The following is a 19858-nucleotide window of genomic DNA, read 5'->3' on the forward strand; positions in this document are numbered from 1 at the left end:
CCTGAGAAAAATGCATTGTTCCGATAGTGGAACAATCATATCCATTTTATGGGCTTCTGTATTGATTTTGGAACGTATAAAGTGACAGCACATTCACCAAACAACGTAGTCCACCTTCAAGGAGCATGACCATGAACATCTTGCAAATCAATTCCAGCGCCCGCGTAGCCGGTTCCCATTCCACTAATTTGTCCAATCAAGTGAGCGCACGCTTACGTGATCAACACGCCAATGCTAACTTCATCTTGCGCGACTTGGCAGTAAGCCCACAACCGAGCCTGGACGAAGCAGCATTGCAGGCGCTCTTCACACCGGCAGACCAGCGCACGCCCGAACAAGCAGCACGCGTCGCTTTGGATGATACTTTGATCGCAGAAGTGCAGGCTGCTGATATTCTTGTTATCGGTGCACCGATGTATAACTTCGGTATTTCATCTCAATTGAAAAACTGGATCGATGCGATTTCCCGTGCCCAAGTCACTTTCCGCTACACGGCAACTGGCCCTGAGGGAATGTTGAAAGGGAAGAAAGTTTACGTGGTATTAACTCGCGGCGGCCTGTATCGCAATACGCCAAATGATACGCAGATGCCATACCTGAAAAACTTTTTGGGTTTCTTGGGTATGAGCGATGTCGAATTCATTTATGCTGAGGGTTTGGCGATGGGAACTGAAGGCGAACAACGTGCGATCAGCGATGCGCAGGCACAGATCGAAGCAGTCCTCGCCTAAAGCAGTAGACGAAAACGATCTCGTTATCATTCAAGAATCAAATCAAAAGAAGGAAGTTTAGATGAACACCAATCTCACACCAGAAACCATCACTTTATCGCGCGCAGTTGAGCAATTAGTCGTTGGACAAGCGACCTCTGATGGCGCTGGTGTGAAACTGACGCGCGTTTTGACCCAGCCTTATCAATACCGGCTCGACCCTTTTTTGATGCTCGATGCATTCGGTAGCGATAATCCAGACGAGTATATTGCCGGTTTCCCCGATCACCCACATCGTGGTTTTGAAACGATTACCTACATGCTTGAGGGGCGCATGCGCCATCGTGACAGTGCTGGCAATGAAGGCTTATTGGAAAACGGCGGTGTGCAATGGATGACCGCTGGGCGAGGGGTGATCCATTCAGAATTGCCGGAGCAAGAAAATGGCCGCATGGAAGGTTTTCAATTGTGGCTGAATTTGGCCGGCAAAGACAAAATGAATCCCGCTTGGTATCGCGATTTTAAGAGCGCGGATATTCCTGAGTTGACGACGGCAGAAGGCGTTGGCGTGCGTGTCATCGCTGGGCAAAGTCACGGTGTGCAAGGCGCCATGCAGCGAGCGACGACAGAGCCGATCTACCTTGATGTGCAGATGCCAGCGGGAGCAAGTTTCAGTCAAAGCATTCCGGCTGATTTCAATGCCTTCATTTATGTTTATCGCGGTGAAGTCAAGATTGGTGAGCAGCAAGTGCCTTTGCAAAGAATGGCCATTCTGAAAAAATGGCCGAGTGCGGATGGTGTCAGAATCCATGCCAATGTGGATGCGAAATTTATTTTGATTGCCGGTAAGCCTTTGGGGGAAACCATTGCGCAATACGGCCCATTCGTGATGAATTCGCAAGAAGAAATCTTCAAAGCAATTGATGATTTCCGGCAAGGGCGACTGATTGCGGCAGAATAATGACGAGGGATGTGTTTTTCATTAAAGTTTAGTAATACAATTTACCAAGGAGATAAATTGCTTCAAGGCGATTTGCGGTGCTTCAACTGAATAAGTCATGTTTGGTGTAAATAAGTGTGAAGGATTTAAGATGAAAGCGCATCCACCGCTAACGCAAATTTCAGGTAGGACACGATCTGGTGATATTGGCGAAGCCAATACCGCCAGTTTTTTTTCGCAGAACAGATTCGCGCCACTCTCCATCGCGTTTGGTTTGCATTTGTTGTTGCTGGGTTTGCTTATGACGCAAGCACCGTTGCGACAATCGATTGTGCGTCTGATGCCAGTCACTATGCTTGCGATGCCATTGAGTAAAATCACCCTGTCACCCGTGTCAGTTGCGCCAGCATTCTCCTCAGCGCCGGACAAACAAAGCGCGCTCTCTCCTTCCGCCAATAGACAGAGCGCGCCAATTCCGCAGACGCAATCGCCGCTCGCGCGTCTGGCTGTGAATCAGTCCGTTCCGCCGGCCGTCACGATAGAACGCGATTTTCCTGCGAATCTATTACCCGTGTTGAACGTGCCTAATCCGGTTACCGAGCGACGCGAAGAGATGCCACAGCCCGCCACTAGTTTAGTTGCTGAGTCTGAGAGAAACGAGTCGCTAAAAATTGGTGAGATGGATAACAATGTCATCGTGATTACCAAATTAGGCGCGAGCAAAGCGGAATACCTCGCACCAAATTTCTTACACGCACAACTTGAGCAAAGCCATTTTCAAGTTGAGGTTGGTGATTTTGAAGATATAGAAACAGCACTCGTCAATCAAATTATCACGCAGATCAGAACGCGTTATAAGAAGGAGATTTTTTGGAACTCCAAAATCAAAGCGCGCATGATCCGACTGTCGATGTTGCCGCAGGATCATGCTGAGCTGGAGAAATTTTTAAAAATGGAAATCTTTGGTAAGAAGAAAGTGCGTGATTATTCGTTCTGGGATAAGTCAAAATTTTGAATCAATAAGTCCAGAACTTAGCGCTGTGACGCGACGATGAGCGCCTGCAAATCTGCCATTGAGCCAGCAAAGACATCGGTGTCGACCGCTCCAGTGATGCCAGCGACACTACCAGATTCTGACGATTGCCAAAACGTCCAACGGTTCCAGCCATTGGGGATTTTGGGTTGCGCCACCCCATATTGTGCAATCCATAAAGGATAGCGGGAAAATTGTGCGTTTAAGTTGGCATTCCAAAACCCACAATTGGTATAGATGATGGGCGTGCGTTGCAGACTTTGTTCGACAGCATCTAACCAGATTTGCAAATTACTAGCGAGACTCTGCGTGCCGAAACACCCTGTGTTGCTCTCTATATCCACTACTGGCGGCATGTCATTGCTGCCCAATTGTCCAACAACTTTCAAAAACTGTTGCGCCTGTGTTTGGGGATCGTCCTTGCTTTCATAGAAATGATAGGCACCACGTAAGATCCCGGCTGCCTGCATGCCGCGCCAGTTATTGGCAAACTGCGGATCAGTGTATGTATTGCCATCACTGGCCTTGGCAAAGGCAAAAGCGATGCCTGTAGCTTTGACTGCAGGCCAATTCACACTACTTTGAAAATGTGAAACATCGATGCCTCGGAGCGTGTTGCTTGTGTTCGTATTCATACGGTTTCCTTGTGGACATGAATGGAGTGCATATCAGAAATTGGATAGCATTTTAAATGGCATTAAAGACTTTAAAAAATAATATTCTTTCTGTGCCAGTATTAGCAAGCAGAACTTTGATTCGTTGCTCCATTCAGCTCTATCCATCTCTATATCCATCTTTCGAGTCAGCTCTCGATTCAGCAAGCGGTTACAATAGCGCCTTAATAGCAATTGGTAGTTCTCATGTCCCACGGTCTCAATCAACCCCAACGCGATGCAGTCAATTATATGGATGGTCCATGCCTGGTGTTGGCGGGAGCAGGCTCGGGGAAAACACGTGTGATTACGCAAAAAATTGCGAATCTCATTGAGCTCCATGGCTATGATGCCAAACATATCGCGGCGTTGACCTTTACCAATAAGGCAGCGCATGAGATGCAAGAACGTATTGCAAAACTCTTGAAAGAGCCGCGACTAGCCAAGCAAATTACGGTATCGACATTTCATTCTTTGGGCGTAAAAATTTTGCGTCAAGAGGCACGCGCCCTAGGGCTGAAGGACCGCTTTTCGATTATGGATAGCGATGATTGTTTCTCGCTGGTACAGGATTTGGCGATTACCACTGACAAGCAATTAATTCGTCGCATACAAACCGCGATGTCTTTATGGAAAAATGGTTTGGTCAGCCCAGAGCAAGCGCTGGCGCAAGCACAGGATGAAGACGAAGCACAGGCAGCACGAATATACGCTAGCTATGTTGCAACCTTATCGGCTTACCAAGCGGTCGATTTTGATGACTTGATCCGCTTGCCAGTTGAGCTGTTTCGGCATAATGAAGAAGTGCGTGACAAGTGGCAGCGCCGCTTGCGATATTTGCTCGTGGATGAGTATCAGGATACCAATACTTGCCAGTATGAACTGGTGAAATTATTAGTTTCGGGTATAGGTAAGAAGCCGATGTTTACAGCGGTGGGTGATGACGATCAAGCGATCTATGCCTGGCGTGGTGCGACCATCGAAAATCTGACCACGCTACAAGTCGACTTTCCGAATCTACGCATCATTAAACTCGAACAAAATTATCGTTCCAGTACGCGTATTTTGCAGGCCGCCAATTCAGTCATTGGCAATAATCCTAAGCTGTTTGAAAAAGCTTTGTGGTCTGAGCATGGCCTTGGCGATCCGGTCAAAGTGATGGGGATGCAAGACGATGAGCAAGAAGCTGCGCAGATCGCCATCATGATCTCTGCACATCGTTTTGACCGACGTGCGGCATGGGCCGATTATGCGATTTTGTATCGTGGCAATCATCAGGCACGAGTGATCGAACAAGCTTTGCGTAAAGAAAGAATACCTTACACGATTTCTGGCGGTCAGAGTTTTTTCGACAAAGCAGAAATCAAAGACATCATCGCTTACTTGCGTCTGATTGCTAATGAAGAAGATGATCCGGCATTCATCCGTGCGATTACCACGCCACGCCGAGGGGTTGGTCAGGCGACTTTGGAAGCCTTGGGATCATTCGCTGGTCAGTGGCAGTGCTCCTTATTTGAAGCGGTTTTTAAAGGTGGCATTGAAGCCATTTTGACTGAGCGTCAGTTACGCCCTTTACGCGAATTTGGCGCTTTCATCAATAATGTCGAAGCGCATGCACATCGTGAAGGCCATGCTGAACAGTTGCTTGATGATCTAATGAAAGAAATTAACTACGAATTCTATTTGTATGACAATTTCGACGATAGAGCGGCGCAATCAAAATGGCAGAATGTACTCGACTTCACGCAATGGTTAAAGCAAAAAGGTAGTGGCGGCAAAGACGGTACAGATGATCATCGCAGCTTGTTAGATCTGACACAGATGGTTGCGTTGATGAGCATGATGGAAGGCAAAGACGAAGACCCGGATGCAGTGCGCATGTCGACTCTGCATGCGTCGAAAGGTTTGGAGTATCCACACGTATTTTTAGTCGGTGTCGAAGAGGGAATTTTGCCGCATAAAGGCGATCCTGATGCACCAGTGGAAACCATCGCTGCCCGCATCGAAGAAGAGCGACGCTTGATGTATGTTGGTATCACCCGTGCTCAACGTAGCCTGCATATTACTTGGTGCAAAAAGCGTAAGCGCGCGGGCGAATCTATGCACTGCGATCCATCTCGCTTTATCAAAGAAATGAAATTAGATGAGGGAGATGCAGTACCTACAGACGATGAAATCATCACGCCGCAAAATCGATTGGCAAATTTAAAAGCATTGCTTAGCCGGCCTAAAGAATAAGACATCCGTATCAAATTTCGCCTTGTATGTTGACGCGTATTTTGTCGAACTTAGAGGCCAGAATTGAAAACGATGGCAGAAAATTTCTCGGTTGAGGGATCATATTCCACGCCCCAAAAGTGATCGCCACCATCACACATGATCATGGCAGTATGACGCCAGTCAGGATTGTTCTGTGCATATTCATCAATCACATTTATATAAATAAAGCGATGCTGCTTGCGCGTCAATCCAGCGTATTGAAAATAACGTTGACCGATCTGCTGGCGTACCGCTGGATAATCTTGACGCAAATAACGATCGAGTTGTAGCTCGAGGCGGGCAATTTGACGCGTGGTTGGCTGCCAACTTGTTTGTATGCCTGTGAGGGAAGGCCGTGAACATTGCTTGCTGAGCGCCTTGGCCTGCTCGCCAGACAGCACACTTCCATGCCCTTTTGGCCAATCGGATATTTTGGTCTGTGTGGATGCTGATAGCAAGGGCGCCCCTAGCAACAGAAGCAGCGCTAACTTTCTGCAAAAAATGGTCGTCATTCTGACTCCTCATAGACTGGTTCATTTCCCATCATAGTAGATTCGTTGCTGGCTTGGTGAGCGTTTTGACTATCCTAAAAAATATCTTGTTTTTCGCTTGGTGTTTTTCATTGTAAATCAACTACTTATTCATCTAAATCTGCAAAATATGCACAAAAATTAATCAAATGTACTTTCATTTATTTTCAATGAGAATTAAAGTTGTGCACATGGGCAAACTTATCGAAAGATAAGGACGCAAAGCTTCCGACCTAAGGTCTATGATCATGGTAGCGGGGTTTCCAATCAGACATCGCAAAGATCTCGATTGAAGGCGTTAGCCCTTTGTTAATTACGTCAAACAAAGGGAGAGAAAAATGAGAATCATTAAGCAAAACAAGCAATCTGGCCGTGCCGGGGTCAGCGTATTAGTCGTTGTCCTATTGGTTGGTGCGAGTATTTATTTCGTCGAAAATATTAATACGTCGATGTCCGGTGTAATTAATGCTGCCAATCGCTTGTCCGCGATGGTCGCCGGTAACCCCGGGCTGGATCAAAAGACAGCCGCAAAACCAAATTCAACAAGCGCCAATTCAGCCGATCCTGCCATCGTCAAAGATGCTGCGGCGCCGATATCGATTGAGCGTCAGCAATTCTTAGCGCAAATTGAAGCACCGAAAAATTTCATTCCCAGCAATGCGGATGGCAACATAGAAAGCGCGCCATTTAGCCACATCGATTTGCCTGAAATCGCTTCGGGTCAGCGCGCGATTACTTTGCTTGGCGATCAATTACCCGTGGTCGCGCAATGGTATGGCTTCAGCGCTGAGGCACTCAAAACTTTGATGTTGCATGATTTGACCTTACACATTGATCGCCATGGTCGCATGTTGAGCATTGATGATGGCGTGCAGGCTGGTGCTGTGCTCAACGCAACTACCGCCGCTGCGATTACCAGCAGTAGCGTGACAAATGCGATTTTTCCTTTAGATCAGACTTTTAAATTAGAAAGCCGTCCCGCATCCACCCGCGTTTTGTATTTAAACTTCAAGGGTCTGGGCGCGAAACCTGCCTTCGACTTAGATAAAAATGTGGGGACTTTCAGCACTGCGGAATTGACGATGATTCAAAAAATTTGGGCGCGGGTAAAAGAAGATTTCGCGCCATTTGATGTCAATGTGACGACACTACCACCAGCAACCACGGCGGGGAAAATCGGCACCTCAATTTTGATTACCAATCAAGTCGAAACAGCAGGTGGATATGCATATTTGAATTCTTTCGGCACCATTAATTTAACGAATCCACCGGCGTTTTGTTTTCAAAATAATTTGGCGAATAGTGAGAAGCCAATCGCAGAATGCATTTCTCATGAATTGGGACATACTCTGGGTTTAATGCATCAAGGCACCGCATCTCTTGGTTACTACGCTGGGCAGGGTGACGGTGAGACTGGCTGGGCGCCGATTATGGGCGTTGGCTATTACAAGAACCTGACACAGTGGTCTAAGGGTGAATACGCAGGTGCCAATAATCTGGAGGACGCCTACGCAACTATGCTAAAACGTAGTTTGAATCCGCGTGTTGATGATGTTGGAAATACGATTGCAACAGCGACAGCGATGACCAGTGCAATGAGTAATGGACTCAATAATGTGAGCGCCTCAGGCATTATTGAACGCGTGGCCGATGTCGATATGTTCAGTTTCCAGGCTGGTCCAGGAAGTACCACGATGACGGTGCAGGCATCGGCATTTAGTGGCAATCTTGATGCCAGTGTGCAGTTGTTAGATGCGACTGGCAAAGTGGTGGCAAGTTCCAATAATCCGACGACTTTAGGCACTACGCTAACTGCAATACTTACTGCAAACAGTACTTATTATGTGAGTGTTACGGGAGCGGGGCGTGGCGATCCAAAGACAACGGGCTATTCAAATTATGGTAGCTTGGGACAATATCTGATCACTGGGACAACGCCTGTCATCGTCTATTCTGCCCCAGTGATCGTCGTCAAAACGAGTACTCTAACAGGTAAAGGGCCCTTGAGTGTTAGCTTGGATGCGACCAAGTCGACTGCAATGTCGGGTGCTACCGTTGCTAAGTACGAGTGGAATTTTGGCGATGCTACGCCAAATTCGACAGCGGGATCGCTCACACATACATTTGCCAAAGCCGGAACCTACACGGTTACTCTGAAAATTACGGACAGTAACAATCAGAGCAAGACACAGACTCTGAAGGTGGTAGTGAGCTGACATACAAGCGAAGAAGTATGCTTGCGTGAAGATAATATGAAATAAAAAAAAGCCAGGCTATTTGATGCCTGGCTTTTTTTGATGAAGAACAAGTTAAGATTCAGGAGATGCTAGTAGTTTCTTCAAATCACTCTACTCTACGCCTCGCTGTGTTTCTGTTCCAATTTTTCTAATACGCGAAAGCATAGCCATACCCCGGCGACGCCAAAAAATATGACGCCCAAACCATAACCAGCAATCACACCGCGCGCACCAAACCATTGCCCACCCAACCAGACAAAGGGGATAACACCTATTGTGGAGCGTCCCCAGTTGAGCATCGTGGAATAGAGGGGATAGCCGAGATTATTAAAAGCTGCATTTGCGACAAACAGGCTACCGTTAAAAAGAAAACTACCTGCCACAAAAATGCAAAAAAACACGATCACATCGGCTGCGATACCTTGCGCACCAAATGCCCGCGCGATTAGGTGGCTAGAGATCGCCAGTAAAAACCAAACGATTAACACATAAAACAAAGTCAACTTCAAGCTATCGCGCATCGTAGAGCGCAGTCGGTCAAATCGCTTCGCCCCTAGATTTTGTCCTAGTATCGGACCAATCGCGCCTGACAGAGCAAATAATCCGGCAAATGCCATTGGGATAAGTCGAGAAACTACCGCCCATCCGGCAACGGCTTGATCGCCATATTTGGCGATGAAGGAAGTGACAGCAGCATTGCCGACGGGTGTGGCGATATTCGTCAAAATAGCTGGGACACCAATGGTGCCAAAAGCTTGCATTCCCCGTCGAAAAACTTGCTGGTTTGGGGCAAGGTAAAAATGATGAATTCGCAGCACGCTGTAGGTGCCAATACAACACAAGACCGCACGTGCGCAGACGTTGGCATAGGCGGCACCATCGAGTCCCCATTGAAATACAAAAATAAATAAAGGATCTAAGATTGCTGTGGCGATTGCGGCACCTAAGGTGACAAACATGGCACGCTTACCGTCCCCCAAAGCGCGGAGTATGGAACTAAGTCCCATCCCCAGACTAATTAAAGGAATAGACGGCAGCACGAACTGGCAAAAGCGTTTCGCGAGGCTGGCTGTTTCCGCCTGCGCACCCAGCAGACCGAGTAAACCATCAAGCAACGGATAGGTCACAAGCGTGAGCAAAAGGCTAATGCCACCGATTAGAATCAGCGAGGTGGCAGCGAGTTGCTTGCTCAAAGTGATGTCGCCACTGCCGATCGCACGCGACACCGTAGCGGTAGTAGCGATAGATAGACCAATGGCAATCGACGTATGAAAAAACAATAAAGTGCTGGCATAACCAATTGCCGCTGCCAGCTCAGGCTTGCCTAACTGTGAAATATATAGGAGGTTTAATACGTCAACCAAGAAAACCGCGATCAAACCGATGGAGCCAGTTGCGGTCATATTGATGACATGTCGCATGGTTGAGCCATGGACAAATTTTCCTTGTATTGTGTGGGTGCTGGTCATGAATCAATCTGCCTAAAACTTCGAAAATAAGTTGCCAAGTGAATAATTAAGTAAATAATTGGGTCAACAACTAAGTCAACAAATAAGCGGCAGTGTAGCGGATTAATCCAAATTTGTTGCGTGTACGGAGGGAATCAGGCCTGCTTTTCGACCTTTGAGCATAGATTGATTGATACGTTCTAGCAGGTAGCGGTTTTCAGGTTTGATACGCATCGCGAAATGATTACTGACGATAGAAACAGGTTTGGGCAACACGCAGAAAGGCTGGGACGTGGTGGTGTTATTCGGTAATTTTTGTAACATGTAATTGCGATTGATTAGCGCCTGCATTTCTTCATGATCACTGGTGATGCCATACCAGACCAAGGCATCCATTCGCTTTGCCATCAATTTTTGTAGACGCGATATTCCCGCGCCTGTGTCATTTTCAATTCTAAACAAGGAATTCATTTGCCCATCAAATTCCTCCCCCGCGCTGGTGCCGAGAACAACGCCGATTAATTTGCCTTTGAGATCATTTAAACTATCAAATTTGAATTTTGCATCGCAACGTGTAATCAACCAATTACCATTGGCATTGATGGGGTCAGAAAATAGAAATTTTTTCATGCGTTCTGTCGTGCTCGACATTCCCATCAGAACGATGTCATTGGCGAGCGCATTGTCCATTGCACGTTTCCACGGCACGCGTTTAACTTCAAAATGGATATGCAAATCCTTCTCGATATACCTAAGCAGCTCTGCACTGGGCTTGGCAAGTGCAATAGGCTTTCCAGCCTGGTCAAATTCTTCTATGGTCTGCAAATGAACGGTCTCTTGTGCGGAGGCATTATTTCCCCACATGCAGCCACTTAGTGAGATAGCTAGCAGGCGAAGAGTGAACCAGCGAGGTAGGCGCGCAAGATGCATACAATTTTGAGTAATTCTCTGATTCTATTTATTATTGGTTAGCTTGTTGTTCAGTTTTTGTCCTGCTTATTGACTAGGTTTGCGACACTTTCCGCATGTTTTTTCTGCATTGAAGTTTATACGAACGAGCTCGCAAGTCTGCTGAAAAAGAGGTAATTTACTCCGATTAATTGTAGCAAACGTGTTCAATGTAAACAGCATTTTCGACAAAATGGCGAATACAAAATCGAGGCTTGTTGTTTCTTAGGATTAGCAGAATCGTATGACTTTTCGGGGGCGATATCTATTTACTTCAATTAGCTTAATTTAACTGCAGGGTGTTTTTGCTTTTACTTTGGGAATATAGTGGCAACTAATTCAAATCAGTGTTGTCAAACGAGCTTCGCTGTAGCATTTCTGCGGCACTTCTAAAGGACATCGCATGCCAACATTACCATCCAGGTTCGTGCTTAAGCTGATTGCTTCAAGCTTGCTATTGGGTTTCAATGCTCCGTTTTCGGAGCTTGCTGCCCAAGCACAGACTACTTCGGCTCAAGTCGCCAATACTGGATTCACGCAACACATTGTTGGTATGAAAAAACAGACTGGCTTGTTTGACCTGTGGACACAGCCAGAACAGGCGAAAGTGTTGATGGCGGTACCGGATGTCAACAAGGCGTTTTTACTGGTGAGTTCATTACCATACGCCTTGGGTTCGAATGATGTTGGTTTAGATCGCGGCCAAGTTGGTAATAGCAAATTGGTTCATTTTGAACGCCATGGTAAGCGCTTGTTCCTCATGCAGGAAAACACCCATTTTGTGGCGGATTCGGACAATACCGATGAGCGTGCTTCCGTGCGTGAAGCGTTTGCAGGCGCGGTGTTGTGGGCCGGTGAAATTCTAGCGAGTGAAGATGGACGTCATCTGGTGGATTTTTCTTCCTTCTTGCTCGCTGACCGGCATGGTGTCGCTGAGAGCTTAACGCGCAGTCGTCAGGGTAATTATGCGGTAGATGACAAGCGCAGCGCGGTTTTGAGCCAGCAGGCGAAAAGTTTTCCGGATAATACGGAGCTAGAAGCGCTGCTGACTTTTGCTGGTAGTGGTGAAGGCCAATATGTGCGTCAAGTGGCGGCTGATGCCAAAAGTCTGCGAATACATCAACACATTAGTTTGATTCGCTTGCCAGAAAATTATGTCGCGCGCACCTACCATCCGGGTTCGGGCGGTATCGACAGTGACCGCGTGGACTTCGCAACACCATTAGCTGATAGCATCACCATGCAATGGCAGTTACGACATCGGTTGGAAAAAACTGACCCATCGGCGGCGATTAGCCCGGTCAAGAAACCCATCGTATACTACCTTGACCGTGGCGCTCCAGAGCCGGTACGTTCTGCTTTGCTGGATGGCGCACGGTGGTGGAGCAGTGCATTCGAAAAAGCCGGTTTTAAAGATGCGTATCGGGTCGAGTTATTACCTGAAGGCGTCGACCCTATGGATATCCGTTACAACACGATCATGTGGGTGCATCGCGCCACGCGTGGCTGGTCCTATGGCAATGCAGTTTCCGATCCTCGCACGGGTGAAATTATTAAAGGTGCGGTGACGCTGGGATCGCAACGAGTACGTCAAGATATTCTGATCGCAGAAAGTTTGTTAGCGCCGTACGGCAAAGCTAGTAGCGCCGAAAAGAAAAATGCGGCGGAACAAATGGCCTTGGCACGATTGCGTCAATTGGCCGCACACGAAGTCGGGCACACGCTGGGCATCGCGCATAATTTTGCGCCTAGCCGTCAGGGTAATGGCTCGGTGATGGACTACCCGCATCCTATTGTCAGCCTCAATTCCAAAGGCGAACCGGAATTAAAGAATGCGTATGGTGTCGGGGTTGGCCCTTGGGATGATTTTGTGATCAAGCATTTGTATGCAAATTTTCCTGGGCAAGATGAGACACAGGCTCTCGCCAAACTGCGCCAAGACGCAAAAGCCGCAGGTTTGCAATATGTCGCTGACAGTGATTCGCGCTCGCCAGGCGCTGCGCATCCAAATGGTTTGTTATGGGACTTTGGTACCGACTCAATCAAGACCTATGATCAATTAATGCAAGTGCGTCAACGTGCACTAACGAATTTCTCGATGGCCGTATTGCCGCCTCAACGTCAATTGGGTGAATTAGAGGCGCGTCTTGTGCCAGTGTACTTACTGCATCGTTATCAGTTGGAAGCGGTGGCGCGCCTGATCGCCGGTGCTGACTATGAATATGGTTTAGCCAGCGACGCCAATGCAGAAAGAGTGCAGGCAGGCAGTAAGCCAGTTGCAGCGAGTGTGCAGCGTCAGGCATTACAGAAAATGAGCAGCAGTTTGCGTGCAGAAAATCTCGCTCTGCCGCAAAATGTTTTAGATATTTTGACGCCACAGTCAGAAGGCTACAGTCGAACACCAGAATATTTTTCTGGACGGATGAATGTGATTTTTGATGCCCTGTCGGCGGTGGAAGCTGGTGCCGCGCAAAGTAGTTTATTTTTATTCGACGCCGCGCGCTTTAATCGTCTGGCTTGGCAACATGCACGCGATGCACAGCAATTAGGTGTACAAGAAAGTTTGCAGGTCGTTTTTGATCAAACCTGGAAACGTGACGCTATTCCGGCGAGCATCGTGGCTGGCGAAGCCGTACAACTTGCCGCGAATTGGGTGGTACTTGATGCCGTATTAAATCTCATCGACGGTGGTCGTTTACATCCGCAAGTGCAAGCAGAAGTGCGTCAGAGCATCCATGAACTAGCGTTATGGCTTCAAAAAAATCCGGGCAAAGGAAGTAACGCTAGCAGCCGTCGCCAAGCCGCGGAATTTGTATTGTCGTATTTGCGTGAACCGAGCAGCGTTAAGCTACGTGCATTGCCTGCGATACCGCCGGGAGCTCCGATTTAATTGTATCGAATAGGCTGCGAGAGATTTGGCTATCGCCGAGGTTCAGGCGTAGAATGGAATGAATAGTTCTAACCCTGCTCGGGAGCTGAAATGTCTTTGATACAGTTGGTATATGTCAGTCGTTTGGTGGGCGATGAATCGGTGCTGAAATCGATTCATAGCCATGCCGTCAGAAACAATACAGCACACACCATTACCGGGCATTTGTTATATGCGAATGGTCGGTTTTTGCAGGTGCTGGAAGGTGAACCAAAACAGGTTCATCAAACTTTTGAATACATAAAGCATGACGTTCGTCATCAGCACGTGACTTTATTGTTGGAACAAACTATAGAGGAACGTGCGTTCATGCACTGGAATATGGGATTTCGTCACCTGAGCACGGATGAACTAGATCAACTGCCAGCCTACAAGGCGTATTTCGAGGACGATTTCAGTGCCTTTAAAATTCAGCCACAAATTGCTTTAGAAATTTTGCGTCATTCTTGTCGTTGAGCGGGATGTGCTTAAGAGCGGCCAGAGTCACCTCGCGCCAATTGCTTTACGATTGTCAATTAGATAAATTCTCTTGTGCATTTTAGAGAATCCCACCTAGCTAAATCGTCGCCATTTTTAGTTAGCTTGTGTATTCTTGTGCGATCTTGCTATTTGTCTTGCTTTTTGAATAGGGTCGTATATGCCTAACGCACATTTTCCTCACTTGCTAGAACCTCTTGATTTAGGTTTCACACAACTGCGCAATCGCGTCATGATGGGTTCTATGCATACAGGTCTGGAAGACCGTTTCTATCACTACGGTAAGCTGGCAGAATATTTTAGAGAACGTGCACGTGGTGGCGTTGGCTTGATCGTCACGGGTGGGATATCACCGAATCGTCGCGGTTGGCTGTTACCCTTTGGCGGCACCATGAATAGCTTGGGCGATATTTTTAATCATCGCAAGGTTACGCGCGCCGTACATGAAGAAGGCGGCAAAATTGTGATGCAGATCTTGCATTCCGGGCGCTATGGTTACCAACCCTTCATTGTCTCCGCCTCAGATAAAAAAGCACCTATCTCAAAATTCAAACCGAAAGCACTCACCGAAGCAGGTATCGAAAGCACAATACGCGACTATGTACGCTGTGCGAAGTTGGCGCAGAAGTCCGGTTATGACGGCGTTGAAATTATGGGGAGTGAAGGCTATTTATTGAATCAATTTTTGTGTGTGCGTACAAACCAACGGACAGATCGTTGGGGCGGCTCCATAGAAAATCGCATGCGCTTGCCGGTAGAAATAGTCCGTCGCGTACGGGCGGCAGTTGGGGCGAATTTTATTATCATGTATCGCCATTCGATTTTAGATTTAGTCGAAGGTGGAAATAGCTGGGACGAAGTAATTGCGGTCGCTCAGGCATTAGAAAAAGTAGGGGTCACGATCTTTAATACTGGCATCGGCTGGCATGAAGCGCGAGTGCCTACCATAGTGACTTCTGTGCCGCGTGCGGCATTCGTAGCAGTCTCAGGACGTTTAAAGGCTGCGGTCTCAATCCCAGTTGTTGCATCGAACCGGATTAATATGCCAGCGCAGGCAGAAGAGATTATCGCCAATGGCGTGGCTGATATGGTGTCGATGGCACGTCCGTTCCTAGCGGATCCTGAATTCGTGAAGAAAGCAGCCGAAGGCCGCGTCGATGAAATCAATACCTGTATCGCTTGTAACCAAGCTTGTCTCGATCATACTTTCTCGAATCAACGCGCCAGTTGCTTAGTCAATCCGCGTGCTGCGCATGAGACTGAATTGCAATATCTGAAAAAGTCCGTCGCTAAGCGTGTCGCGGTGGTCGGAGCAGGACCAGCGGGATTATCAGCCGCTACAGTGGCGGCCGCTTGCGGGCATGATGTCAGCCTGTTTGATAGCGCCGACAGTGTTGGTGGACAATTCAAGATTGCGATGCAAGTGCCCGGCAAAGAAGAGTTTAAAGAAACACTGCGCTACTTCCGCAAACGCTTGGAAATAACCGGTGTCAAACTGCATTTAGGTAAACGTGTCACGCGTGAAGAATTGCTGGCACAGGGCTTTGATCATATTATTGTGGCGACCGGCATTTTGCCGCGCACGCCAAGAATCGATGGCATCGATCATCCGAAAGTAATGTCGTATCTTGATGTGCTCCTGCATAAAAAAGAGGTCGGTAAAAAAGTCGCGATTATCGGTGCGGGCGGTATTGGTTTTGATGTGGCAGAGTATTTGTTACACGATGCGAATGCACCTTTGCCAATACCGCTAGAAACTTGGCTAGGCGAGTGGGGTATCGATCTTCAGGCAAAGCAAAACGGCGGTTTGATTGAACCGACTGCACCACATCCAATTCGCGATATCTATTTACTGCAGCGCAAGGCAAGTAAGGTCGGCGCTGGTTTAGGTAAAACTTCAGGCTGGGTACACCGTGCGACTTTACAGCGCAACAAAGTGAAGATGATGGCGGGTGTTGAATATCATAAAGTTGATGATCAGGGTTTGCATATCAGCATAGGTGGACAAGCGCAGATACTCGACGTCGATCACGTGATTTTGTGTGCGGGCCAAGAATCACTGACTGAATTGATGCCGACTCAGGAAAGTCCATCTGGACCACGTTTCCATAAGATTGGCGGCGCGGCTTTAGCGTCAGAACTGGATGCTAAACGCGCAATCAAAGAAGGTGCAGAGCTGGCCGCATCTTTATAAATGATGGGTGGCGAGTCATCGCCTATCCTATTTTCATTTGCTCTTGTTGAAGTTGAGTGGTGAATAAGCGCAAAGCGCCGTATTTCGTATGGAACTATTATTCACGAATTCACGACTTAGAAAACAAAAAAGCCAGTCAAACGACTGGCTTTTTTGTTTTCCTGGATCAGAAATTATTTTGCAGAAGCTTCCGCTGAGGCTGAGGCAGATGCTTTGACTTCTGGTTCTTTAAATTTCGCACCACCGGCATTTGCCATGTGTACTACAGCGCGGGCAACTTCGATGTTGTCGAGGTCAGGATTTCCGCCTTTTGCCGGCATTGCGCGCAAACCTTCGATCGCATGTTTGACGACAGTGTCATAACCTTGTGCAATACGTGGACCCCATGCACCAGCATCACCAAACTTTGGTGCACCTGCTGCGCCAGAACCATGACAGGCAGCACATGCTGCTTTGTAGACGGCTTCGCCAGTTTGTAAGACTTTAGGGCCGGTTGCATCGACAAACGTAAATCCTTCGTTTGCCACGGGACTGATACGTGCTGCAATTGCTTCTGGTGTTTGGCTATTTGAACCGGCACCAACTGTGTTGTTGCTGGAGACAAATTTAACCAACAACACAATAATCAGAATCGGGACGATAAATCCGGCAAGAACGGCAACGATCAGTTGCTTAGGCGTCTTAATCGATGATTCGTGTTCGTCGTGGGCGTCGCTCATGGTTTCCTCAATGCAAAAATAATGTGAAGTTTGCTAGCCACGCAAAATGTCAGGCTTAGCGTAAAACATCAGATTATAGAGCTAAAGTGTGTGTTTTGGAATGAAAAATCCGCGTTCGCGTTACTGCTGACCAGGTAAATATCCAAGAAATCGACAAAATAGCCAAGAATTGCTAAAGAGCTTGCACTTAATTTGCGGTAGAATACGCGCCTCTTTTTGTATTTTTCATAGCGCCAGTAGCTCAGATGGATAGAGTACAGCCCTCCGAAGGCTGGGGTCGCACGTTCGAATCGTGTCTGGCGCACCAAATTTTAAGGCTTGCCAGTGCAAGTCTATCTAGTTTCTATCCCAATCATCCTGCATGTTCCTGACAACCTCCTTGTAACTTCTTTGCTGAGGCAATTCGTCAAGTTGTTAAACGCTGTGCTGCAACAAGTCTATGAATTTAGCCTGCGTTTATCCTGTGTTTACTCCGTGAAATTTGTGCAAAAGTGTGAAAAACTAAATGTAAATTAATCAGAGTTTCGCTCATTGATCATGATGACAAATGAAATAGAACTTCACATACACCTGAAATTCTTTTGCAACTAGATTAAATTTTTCGTAAAAAGCTCCGATAAGTACTATATGGCTCAATTCGTTCAACGACGGCGGACAGCCAACTAGACAACTTATTGGTGAATGAGATGGGTATCAATCAAATTACTGCAGCCGTTTCACGTATTGCTGATGTGACTAGCGTTGCCGCGCCAACAGATGCGCGTGTGGCTATCCGAGAGAATTTGAGCTTGGATAAAGTGCATCAAGCTGATGCGGGTCATCAAGTGGGCGATGCGGTCAGTGAAGCAGATTTGAAGAAGTCTGTCGAAGCGATTAATCGGTTTTTCAATGAAAATAATAGCGTTAATTTAAATGTCGATCAGGATTCTGGCAGAGTTGTGGTGCGTATCGTTGATAAAGAAACCAATGCACTGATTCGTCAAATTCCAAATCAAGAGGTATTAGAATTGGCAAAAGCGTTAGTTCAGAAGAATGGCATGTTGTTGAATGATCATGCGTGAATACCAGCTTTGTGATGATGACATTTGCTCTTGATGGTGCGTTTGGTGAGTGGATCAGTACACGTTGTTCTTAATCACATCTCATGCGAACATGGATCGTTGCAATGATCTAAAAGAATTCTGTAGGCGCTAGCCTACAGATCAAGTCGCGGCAGAAATCCAAAATAGTTGTTATCCTTCGTTATTCTTCCAATTTACTCGTAAATAGTAGCCAGACTAAGCCGATTCTTGTTGCTCGTCTGCTCTATCTGTATTCTTCGCACTCAACAAATTATGACTGAAACTTCCCGTAGTTTAGACCCACAAGACTGGAGCAGCTTGCGTGCTAATGGACATCGCATGCTTGATGATATGTTGGATTACATAGAACATATTCGCGAGCGTCCGGTTTGGCAAAACATTCCTGATGAGGTGCGTGGGAAATTTCAGCAAGCTTTGCCGCAACAAGGCGGTGATCTGGCTGCAGTGCATCAACGCTTCATGGAAGAAGTTTTGCCGTATGCAGTCGGTAATTCCCATCCAGGTTTTATGGGGTGGGTTCAAGGTGGCGGGACACCGGTTGGTATGTTGGCAGAGATGCTTGCGGCCGGATTAAACGCGAACCTCGGCGGACGTGATCAAATGCCGGTCGAAGTCGAAAAACAGGTCACGCAATGGATGCGCGAATTGTTTCAATTTCCGGACAGCGCTAGCGGCCTCTTTGTGACTGGGACGTCGATTGCGAATTTCATCGCGGTGCTAGTGGCGCGCACCAAAGCCTTGGGCCTCGAAAGTCGGCGTCAAGGCCTAGCGACTAGTCCACATCGGCTGGTCGCGTATGCGTCCGTCGGCGCGCACGCTTGTGTGTCACAGGCAATCGATATGGCAGGAATCGGGATCGATGCTCTGCGTTTAATTCCTGTCAATGCGGCTTTTGAAATGGATATCGCGCAGTTAGAGGCTGCTATTGCGGCGGATCGTGCGGCTGGTTACACACCGTTCTTGATCGCAGGTACTGCTGGTACAGTGGATGTTGGTGCGATTGATGATTTGGATGCGATCGCGAATGTGGCGCAGTCACAGGGACTCTGGTTTCACATCGATGGCGCCTATGGTGCTTTGGCGATGTTGTCGGCAGAAATTGCACCGCGCCTGAAAGGGATAGAGCGCGCGGATTCAATCGCCTTCGATTTTCATAAATGGGCGCAGGTACAATACGACGCTGGCTACATTTTGGTGCGCGATGGGCAATTACACTTTGATACGTTTGCAACGCCAACCAGTTATCTGAAACGAGAGACGCGTGGCATTGCTGCTGGCGAGCGTTGGCCTTGCGATTTTGGTCCAGATTTGTCGCGAGGCTTTCGCGCATTGAAAGCCTGGTTCACGATACAAGTATATGGCGTAGAGCAATTAGGTCAGATGATTGCGCATACCTGTGAACTTGCGCAATATCTTCGGCAACGTATACAACAAGAGGCAGCGCTGGAACTATTAGCACCTGTGAACTTGAATATTGTCTGCTTTCGTTATAAGGCGAATGCGCAGATCAACGCAGACGAGCTAAACCGCGATATCGTTTTTGAATTGCACGAGTCGGGTATTGCCGCACCATCGACTACAAAGGTGGATGGGCAACTAGCAATACGCGCAGCGTTGGTAAATCATCGTACAACCCGTTCTGACATCGATCAGATGGTCGATGCGGTGCTGCGTTTTGGGGCGAAATTGACGCAATAAA

15 protein-coding genes, 1 tRNA gene and 1 riboswitch are annotated in these 19858 nt (G+C 47.5%); of the genes, 11 read left to right on the plus strand and 5 right to left on the minus strand.

Annotated elements, in window-relative coordinates; all coding sequences use genetic code 11:
- Positions 1 to 131 precede the first annotated feature (131 nt).
- The 3 genes from ACO0KW_RS12485 to ACO0KW_RS12495 all read left to right on the plus strand — a co-directional run bounded on the left by ACO0KW_RS12485 (position 132) and on the right by ACO0KW_RS12495 (position 2665).
- Complete coding sequence (locus ACO0KW_RS12485) at positions 132 to 731, plus strand: FMN-dependent NADH-azoreductase (protein WP_423053397.1); 600 nt, start codon at positions 132 to 134, stop codon at positions 729 to 731.
- Between the two features lie 61 nt (positions 732 to 792).
- Positions 793 to 1671, plus strand: a complete 879-nt coding sequence (locus tag ACO0KW_RS12490) for a pirin family protein (protein WP_423053398.1) — start codon at positions 793 to 795, stop codon at positions 1669 to 1671.
- Between the two features lie 130 nt (positions 1672 to 1801).
- A complete protein-coding gene (locus ACO0KW_RS12495) occupies positions 1802 to 2665 on the plus strand; it encodes a hypothetical protein (protein ID WP_423053399.1) in 864 nt (287 codons plus the stop codon).
- Between the two features lie 17 nt (positions 2666 to 2682).
- On the opposite strand, the gene ACO0KW_RS12500 is transcribed toward ACO0KW_RS12495, so the two are convergent.
- Positions 2683 to 3318, minus strand: coding sequence for a glycoside hydrolase family 25 protein (locus ACO0KW_RS12500; protein ID WP_423053400.1), 636 nt, complete (start codon positions 3316 to 3318; stop codon positions 2683 to 2685).
- 225 nt (positions 3319 to 3543) lie between these two features.
- Here ACO0KW_RS12500 and ACO0KW_RS12505 point away from each other — a divergent pair, with 225 nt between their 5' ends.
- Complete coding sequence (locus tag ACO0KW_RS12505; RefSeq protein WP_423053401.1) at positions 3544 to 5574, plus strand: UvrD-helicase domain-containing protein; 2031 nt, start codon at positions 3544 to 3546, stop codon at positions 5572 to 5574.
- A 50-nt stretch (positions 5575 to 5624) separates the two neighbouring features.
- On the opposite strand, the gene ACO0KW_RS12510 is transcribed toward ACO0KW_RS12505, so the two are convergent.
- Positions 5625 to 6107: a hypothetical protein gene (locus tag ACO0KW_RS12510; protein WP_423053402.1), complete on the minus strand. Its 483-nt coding sequence runs from the start codon at positions 6105 to 6107 to the stop codon at positions 5625 to 5627.
- A 202-nt stretch (positions 6108 to 6309) separates the two neighbouring features.
- A riboswitch (cyclic di-GMP riboswitch) is annotated at positions 6310 to 6393 on the plus strand.
- Positions 6394 to 6463: 70 nt separating this feature from the next.
- Here ACO0KW_RS12510 and ACO0KW_RS12515 point away from each other — a divergent pair.
- Complete coding sequence (locus ACO0KW_RS12515) at positions 6464 to 8341, plus strand: PKD domain-containing protein (RefSeq protein WP_423053403.1); 1878 nt, start codon at positions 6464 to 6466, stop codon at positions 8339 to 8341.
- A gap of 137 nt (positions 8342 to 8478) precedes the next feature.
- On the opposite strand, the gene ACO0KW_RS12520 is transcribed toward ACO0KW_RS12515, so the two are convergent.
- On the minus strand, positions 8479 to 9831 hold the full coding sequence (locus tag ACO0KW_RS12520; protein WP_423053404.1) for an MATE family efflux transporter: 1353 nt from the start codon (positions 9829 to 9831) through the stop codon (positions 8479 to 8481).
- A gap of 102 nt (positions 9832 to 9933) precedes the next feature.
- Positions 9934 to 10674, minus strand: a complete 741-nt coding sequence (locus ACO0KW_RS12525) for a substrate-binding periplasmic protein (RefSeq protein WP_423053405.1) — start codon at positions 10672 to 10674, stop codon at positions 9934 to 9936.
- A gap of 487 nt (positions 10675 to 11161) precedes the next feature.
- Between ACO0KW_RS12525 and ACO0KW_RS12530 the strand changes: the two genes are divergently transcribed.
- The 3 genes from ACO0KW_RS12530 (at position 11162) to ACO0KW_RS12540 (ending at position 16358) form a co-directional block, all read left to right on the plus strand.
- Positions 11162 to 13648: a zinc-dependent metalloprotease gene (locus ACO0KW_RS12530; RefSeq protein WP_423053406.1), complete on the plus strand. Its 2487-nt coding sequence runs from the start codon at positions 11162 to 11164 to the stop codon at positions 13646 to 13648.
- 90 nt (positions 13649 to 13738) lie between these two features.
- Positions 13739 to 14143, plus strand: coding sequence for a BLUF domain-containing protein (locus tag ACO0KW_RS12535; RefSeq protein WP_423053407.1), 405 nt, complete (start codon positions 13739 to 13741; stop codon positions 14141 to 14143).
- Positions 14144 to 14324: 181 nt separating this feature from the next.
- Complete coding sequence (locus tag ACO0KW_RS12540) at positions 14325 to 16358, plus strand: FAD-dependent oxidoreductase (RefSeq protein ID WP_423053408.1); 2034 nt, start codon at positions 14325 to 14327, stop codon at positions 16356 to 16358.
- A gap of 173 nt (positions 16359 to 16531) precedes the next feature.
- Here the strand turns inward: ACO0KW_RS12540 and ACO0KW_RS12545 are convergent, their stop codons facing one another.
- Positions 16532 to 17077, minus strand: coding sequence for a c-type cytochrome (locus ACO0KW_RS12545; RefSeq protein WP_423053409.1), 546 nt, complete (start codon positions 17075 to 17077; stop codon positions 16532 to 16534).
- 230 nt (positions 17078 to 17307) lie between these two features.
- Here ACO0KW_RS12545 and ACO0KW_RS12550 point away from each other — a divergent pair.
- The 3 genes from ACO0KW_RS12550 to ACO0KW_RS12560 all read left to right on the plus strand — a co-directional run bounded on the left by ACO0KW_RS12550 (position 17308) and on the right by ACO0KW_RS12560 (position 19857).
- Positions 17308 to 17384: transfer RNA gene (locus ACO0KW_RS12550), tRNA-Arg, on the plus strand.
- Between the two features lie 379 nt (positions 17385 to 17763).
- Entirely contained in the window at positions 17764 to 18138 is a 375-nt protein-coding gene (locus ACO0KW_RS12555; RefSeq protein ID WP_423053410.1) for a flagellar protein FlaG, read from the plus strand.
- A gap of 273 nt (positions 18139 to 18411) precedes the next feature.
- On the plus strand, positions 18412 to 19857 hold the full coding sequence (locus ACO0KW_RS12560) for a pyridoxal phosphate-dependent decarboxylase family protein (RefSeq protein ID WP_423053411.1): 1446 nt from the start codon (positions 18412 to 18414) through the stop codon (positions 19855 to 19857).
- The last annotated feature ends 1 nt before the right edge of the window (position 19858 follow it).

This window comes from Undibacterium sp. Ji22W, assembly GCF_049340305.1.
Taxonomy (GTDB): domain Bacteria; phylum Pseudomonadota; class Gammaproteobacteria; order Burkholderiales; family Burkholderiaceae_D; genus Undibacterium.

What these genes read in the sequence shown, in the direction of transcription:
- ACO0KW_RS12545 (WP_423053409.1), bottom strand. Translation starts at nt 17,077, where the DNA reads ATGAGCGACGCCCACGACGAACACGAATCATCGATTAAGACGCCTAAG.
- ACO0KW_RS12485 (WP_423053397.1), top strand. Translation starts at nt 132, where the DNA reads ATGAACATCTTGCAAATCAATTCCAGCGCCCGCGTAGCCGGTTCCCAT.
- ACO0KW_RS12530 (WP_423053406.1), top strand. Translation starts at nt 11,162, where the DNA reads ATGCCAACATTACCATCCAGGTTCGTGCTTAAGCTGATTGCTTCAAGC.
- ACO0KW_RS12540 (WP_423053408.1), top strand. Translation starts at nt 14,325, where the DNA reads ATGCCTAACGCACATTTTCCTCACTTGCTAGAACCTCTTGATTTAGGT.
- ACO0KW_RS12515 (WP_423053403.1), top strand. Translation starts at nt 6,464, where the DNA reads ATGAGAATCATTAAGCAAAACAAGCAATCTGGCCGTGCCGGGGTCAGC.
- ACO0KW_RS12520 (WP_423053404.1), bottom strand. Translation starts at nt 9,831, where the DNA reads ATGACCAGCACCCACACAATACAAGGAAAATTTGTCCATGGCTCAACC.
- ACO0KW_RS12555 (WP_423053410.1), top strand. Translation starts at nt 17,764, where the DNA reads ATGGGTATCAATCAAATTACTGCAGCCGTTTCACGTATTGCTGATGTG.
- ACO0KW_RS12495 (WP_423053399.1), top strand. Translation starts at nt 1,802, where the DNA reads ATGAAAGCGCATCCACCGCTAACGCAAATTTCAGGTAGGACACGATCT.
- ACO0KW_RS12525 (WP_423053405.1), bottom strand. Translation starts at nt 10,674, where the DNA reads ATGTGGGGAAATAATGCCTCCGCACAAGAGACCGTTCATTTGCAGACC.
- ACO0KW_RS12560 (WP_423053411.1), top strand. Translation starts at nt 18,412, where the DNA reads ATGACTGAAACTTCCCGTAGTTTAGACCCACAAGACTGGAGCAGCTTG.
- ACO0KW_RS12500 (WP_423053400.1), bottom strand. Translation starts at nt 3,318, where the DNA reads ATGAATACGAACACAAGCAACACGCTCCGAGGCATCGATGTTTCACAT.
- ACO0KW_RS12535 (WP_423053407.1), top strand. Translation starts at nt 13,739, where the DNA reads ATGTCTTTGATACAGTTGGTATATGTCAGTCGTTTGGTGGGCGATGAA.
- ACO0KW_RS12505 (WP_423053401.1), top strand. Translation starts at nt 3,544, where the DNA reads ATGTCCCACGGTCTCAATCAACCCCAACGCGATGCAGTCAATTATATG.
- ACO0KW_RS12510 (WP_423053402.1), bottom strand. Translation starts at nt 6,107, where the DNA reads ATGACGACCATTTTTTGCAGAAAGTTAGCGCTGCTTCTGTTGCTAGGG.
- ACO0KW_RS12490 (WP_423053398.1), top strand. Translation starts at nt 793, where the DNA reads ATGAACACCAATCTCACACCAGAAACCATCACTTTATCGCGCGCAGTT.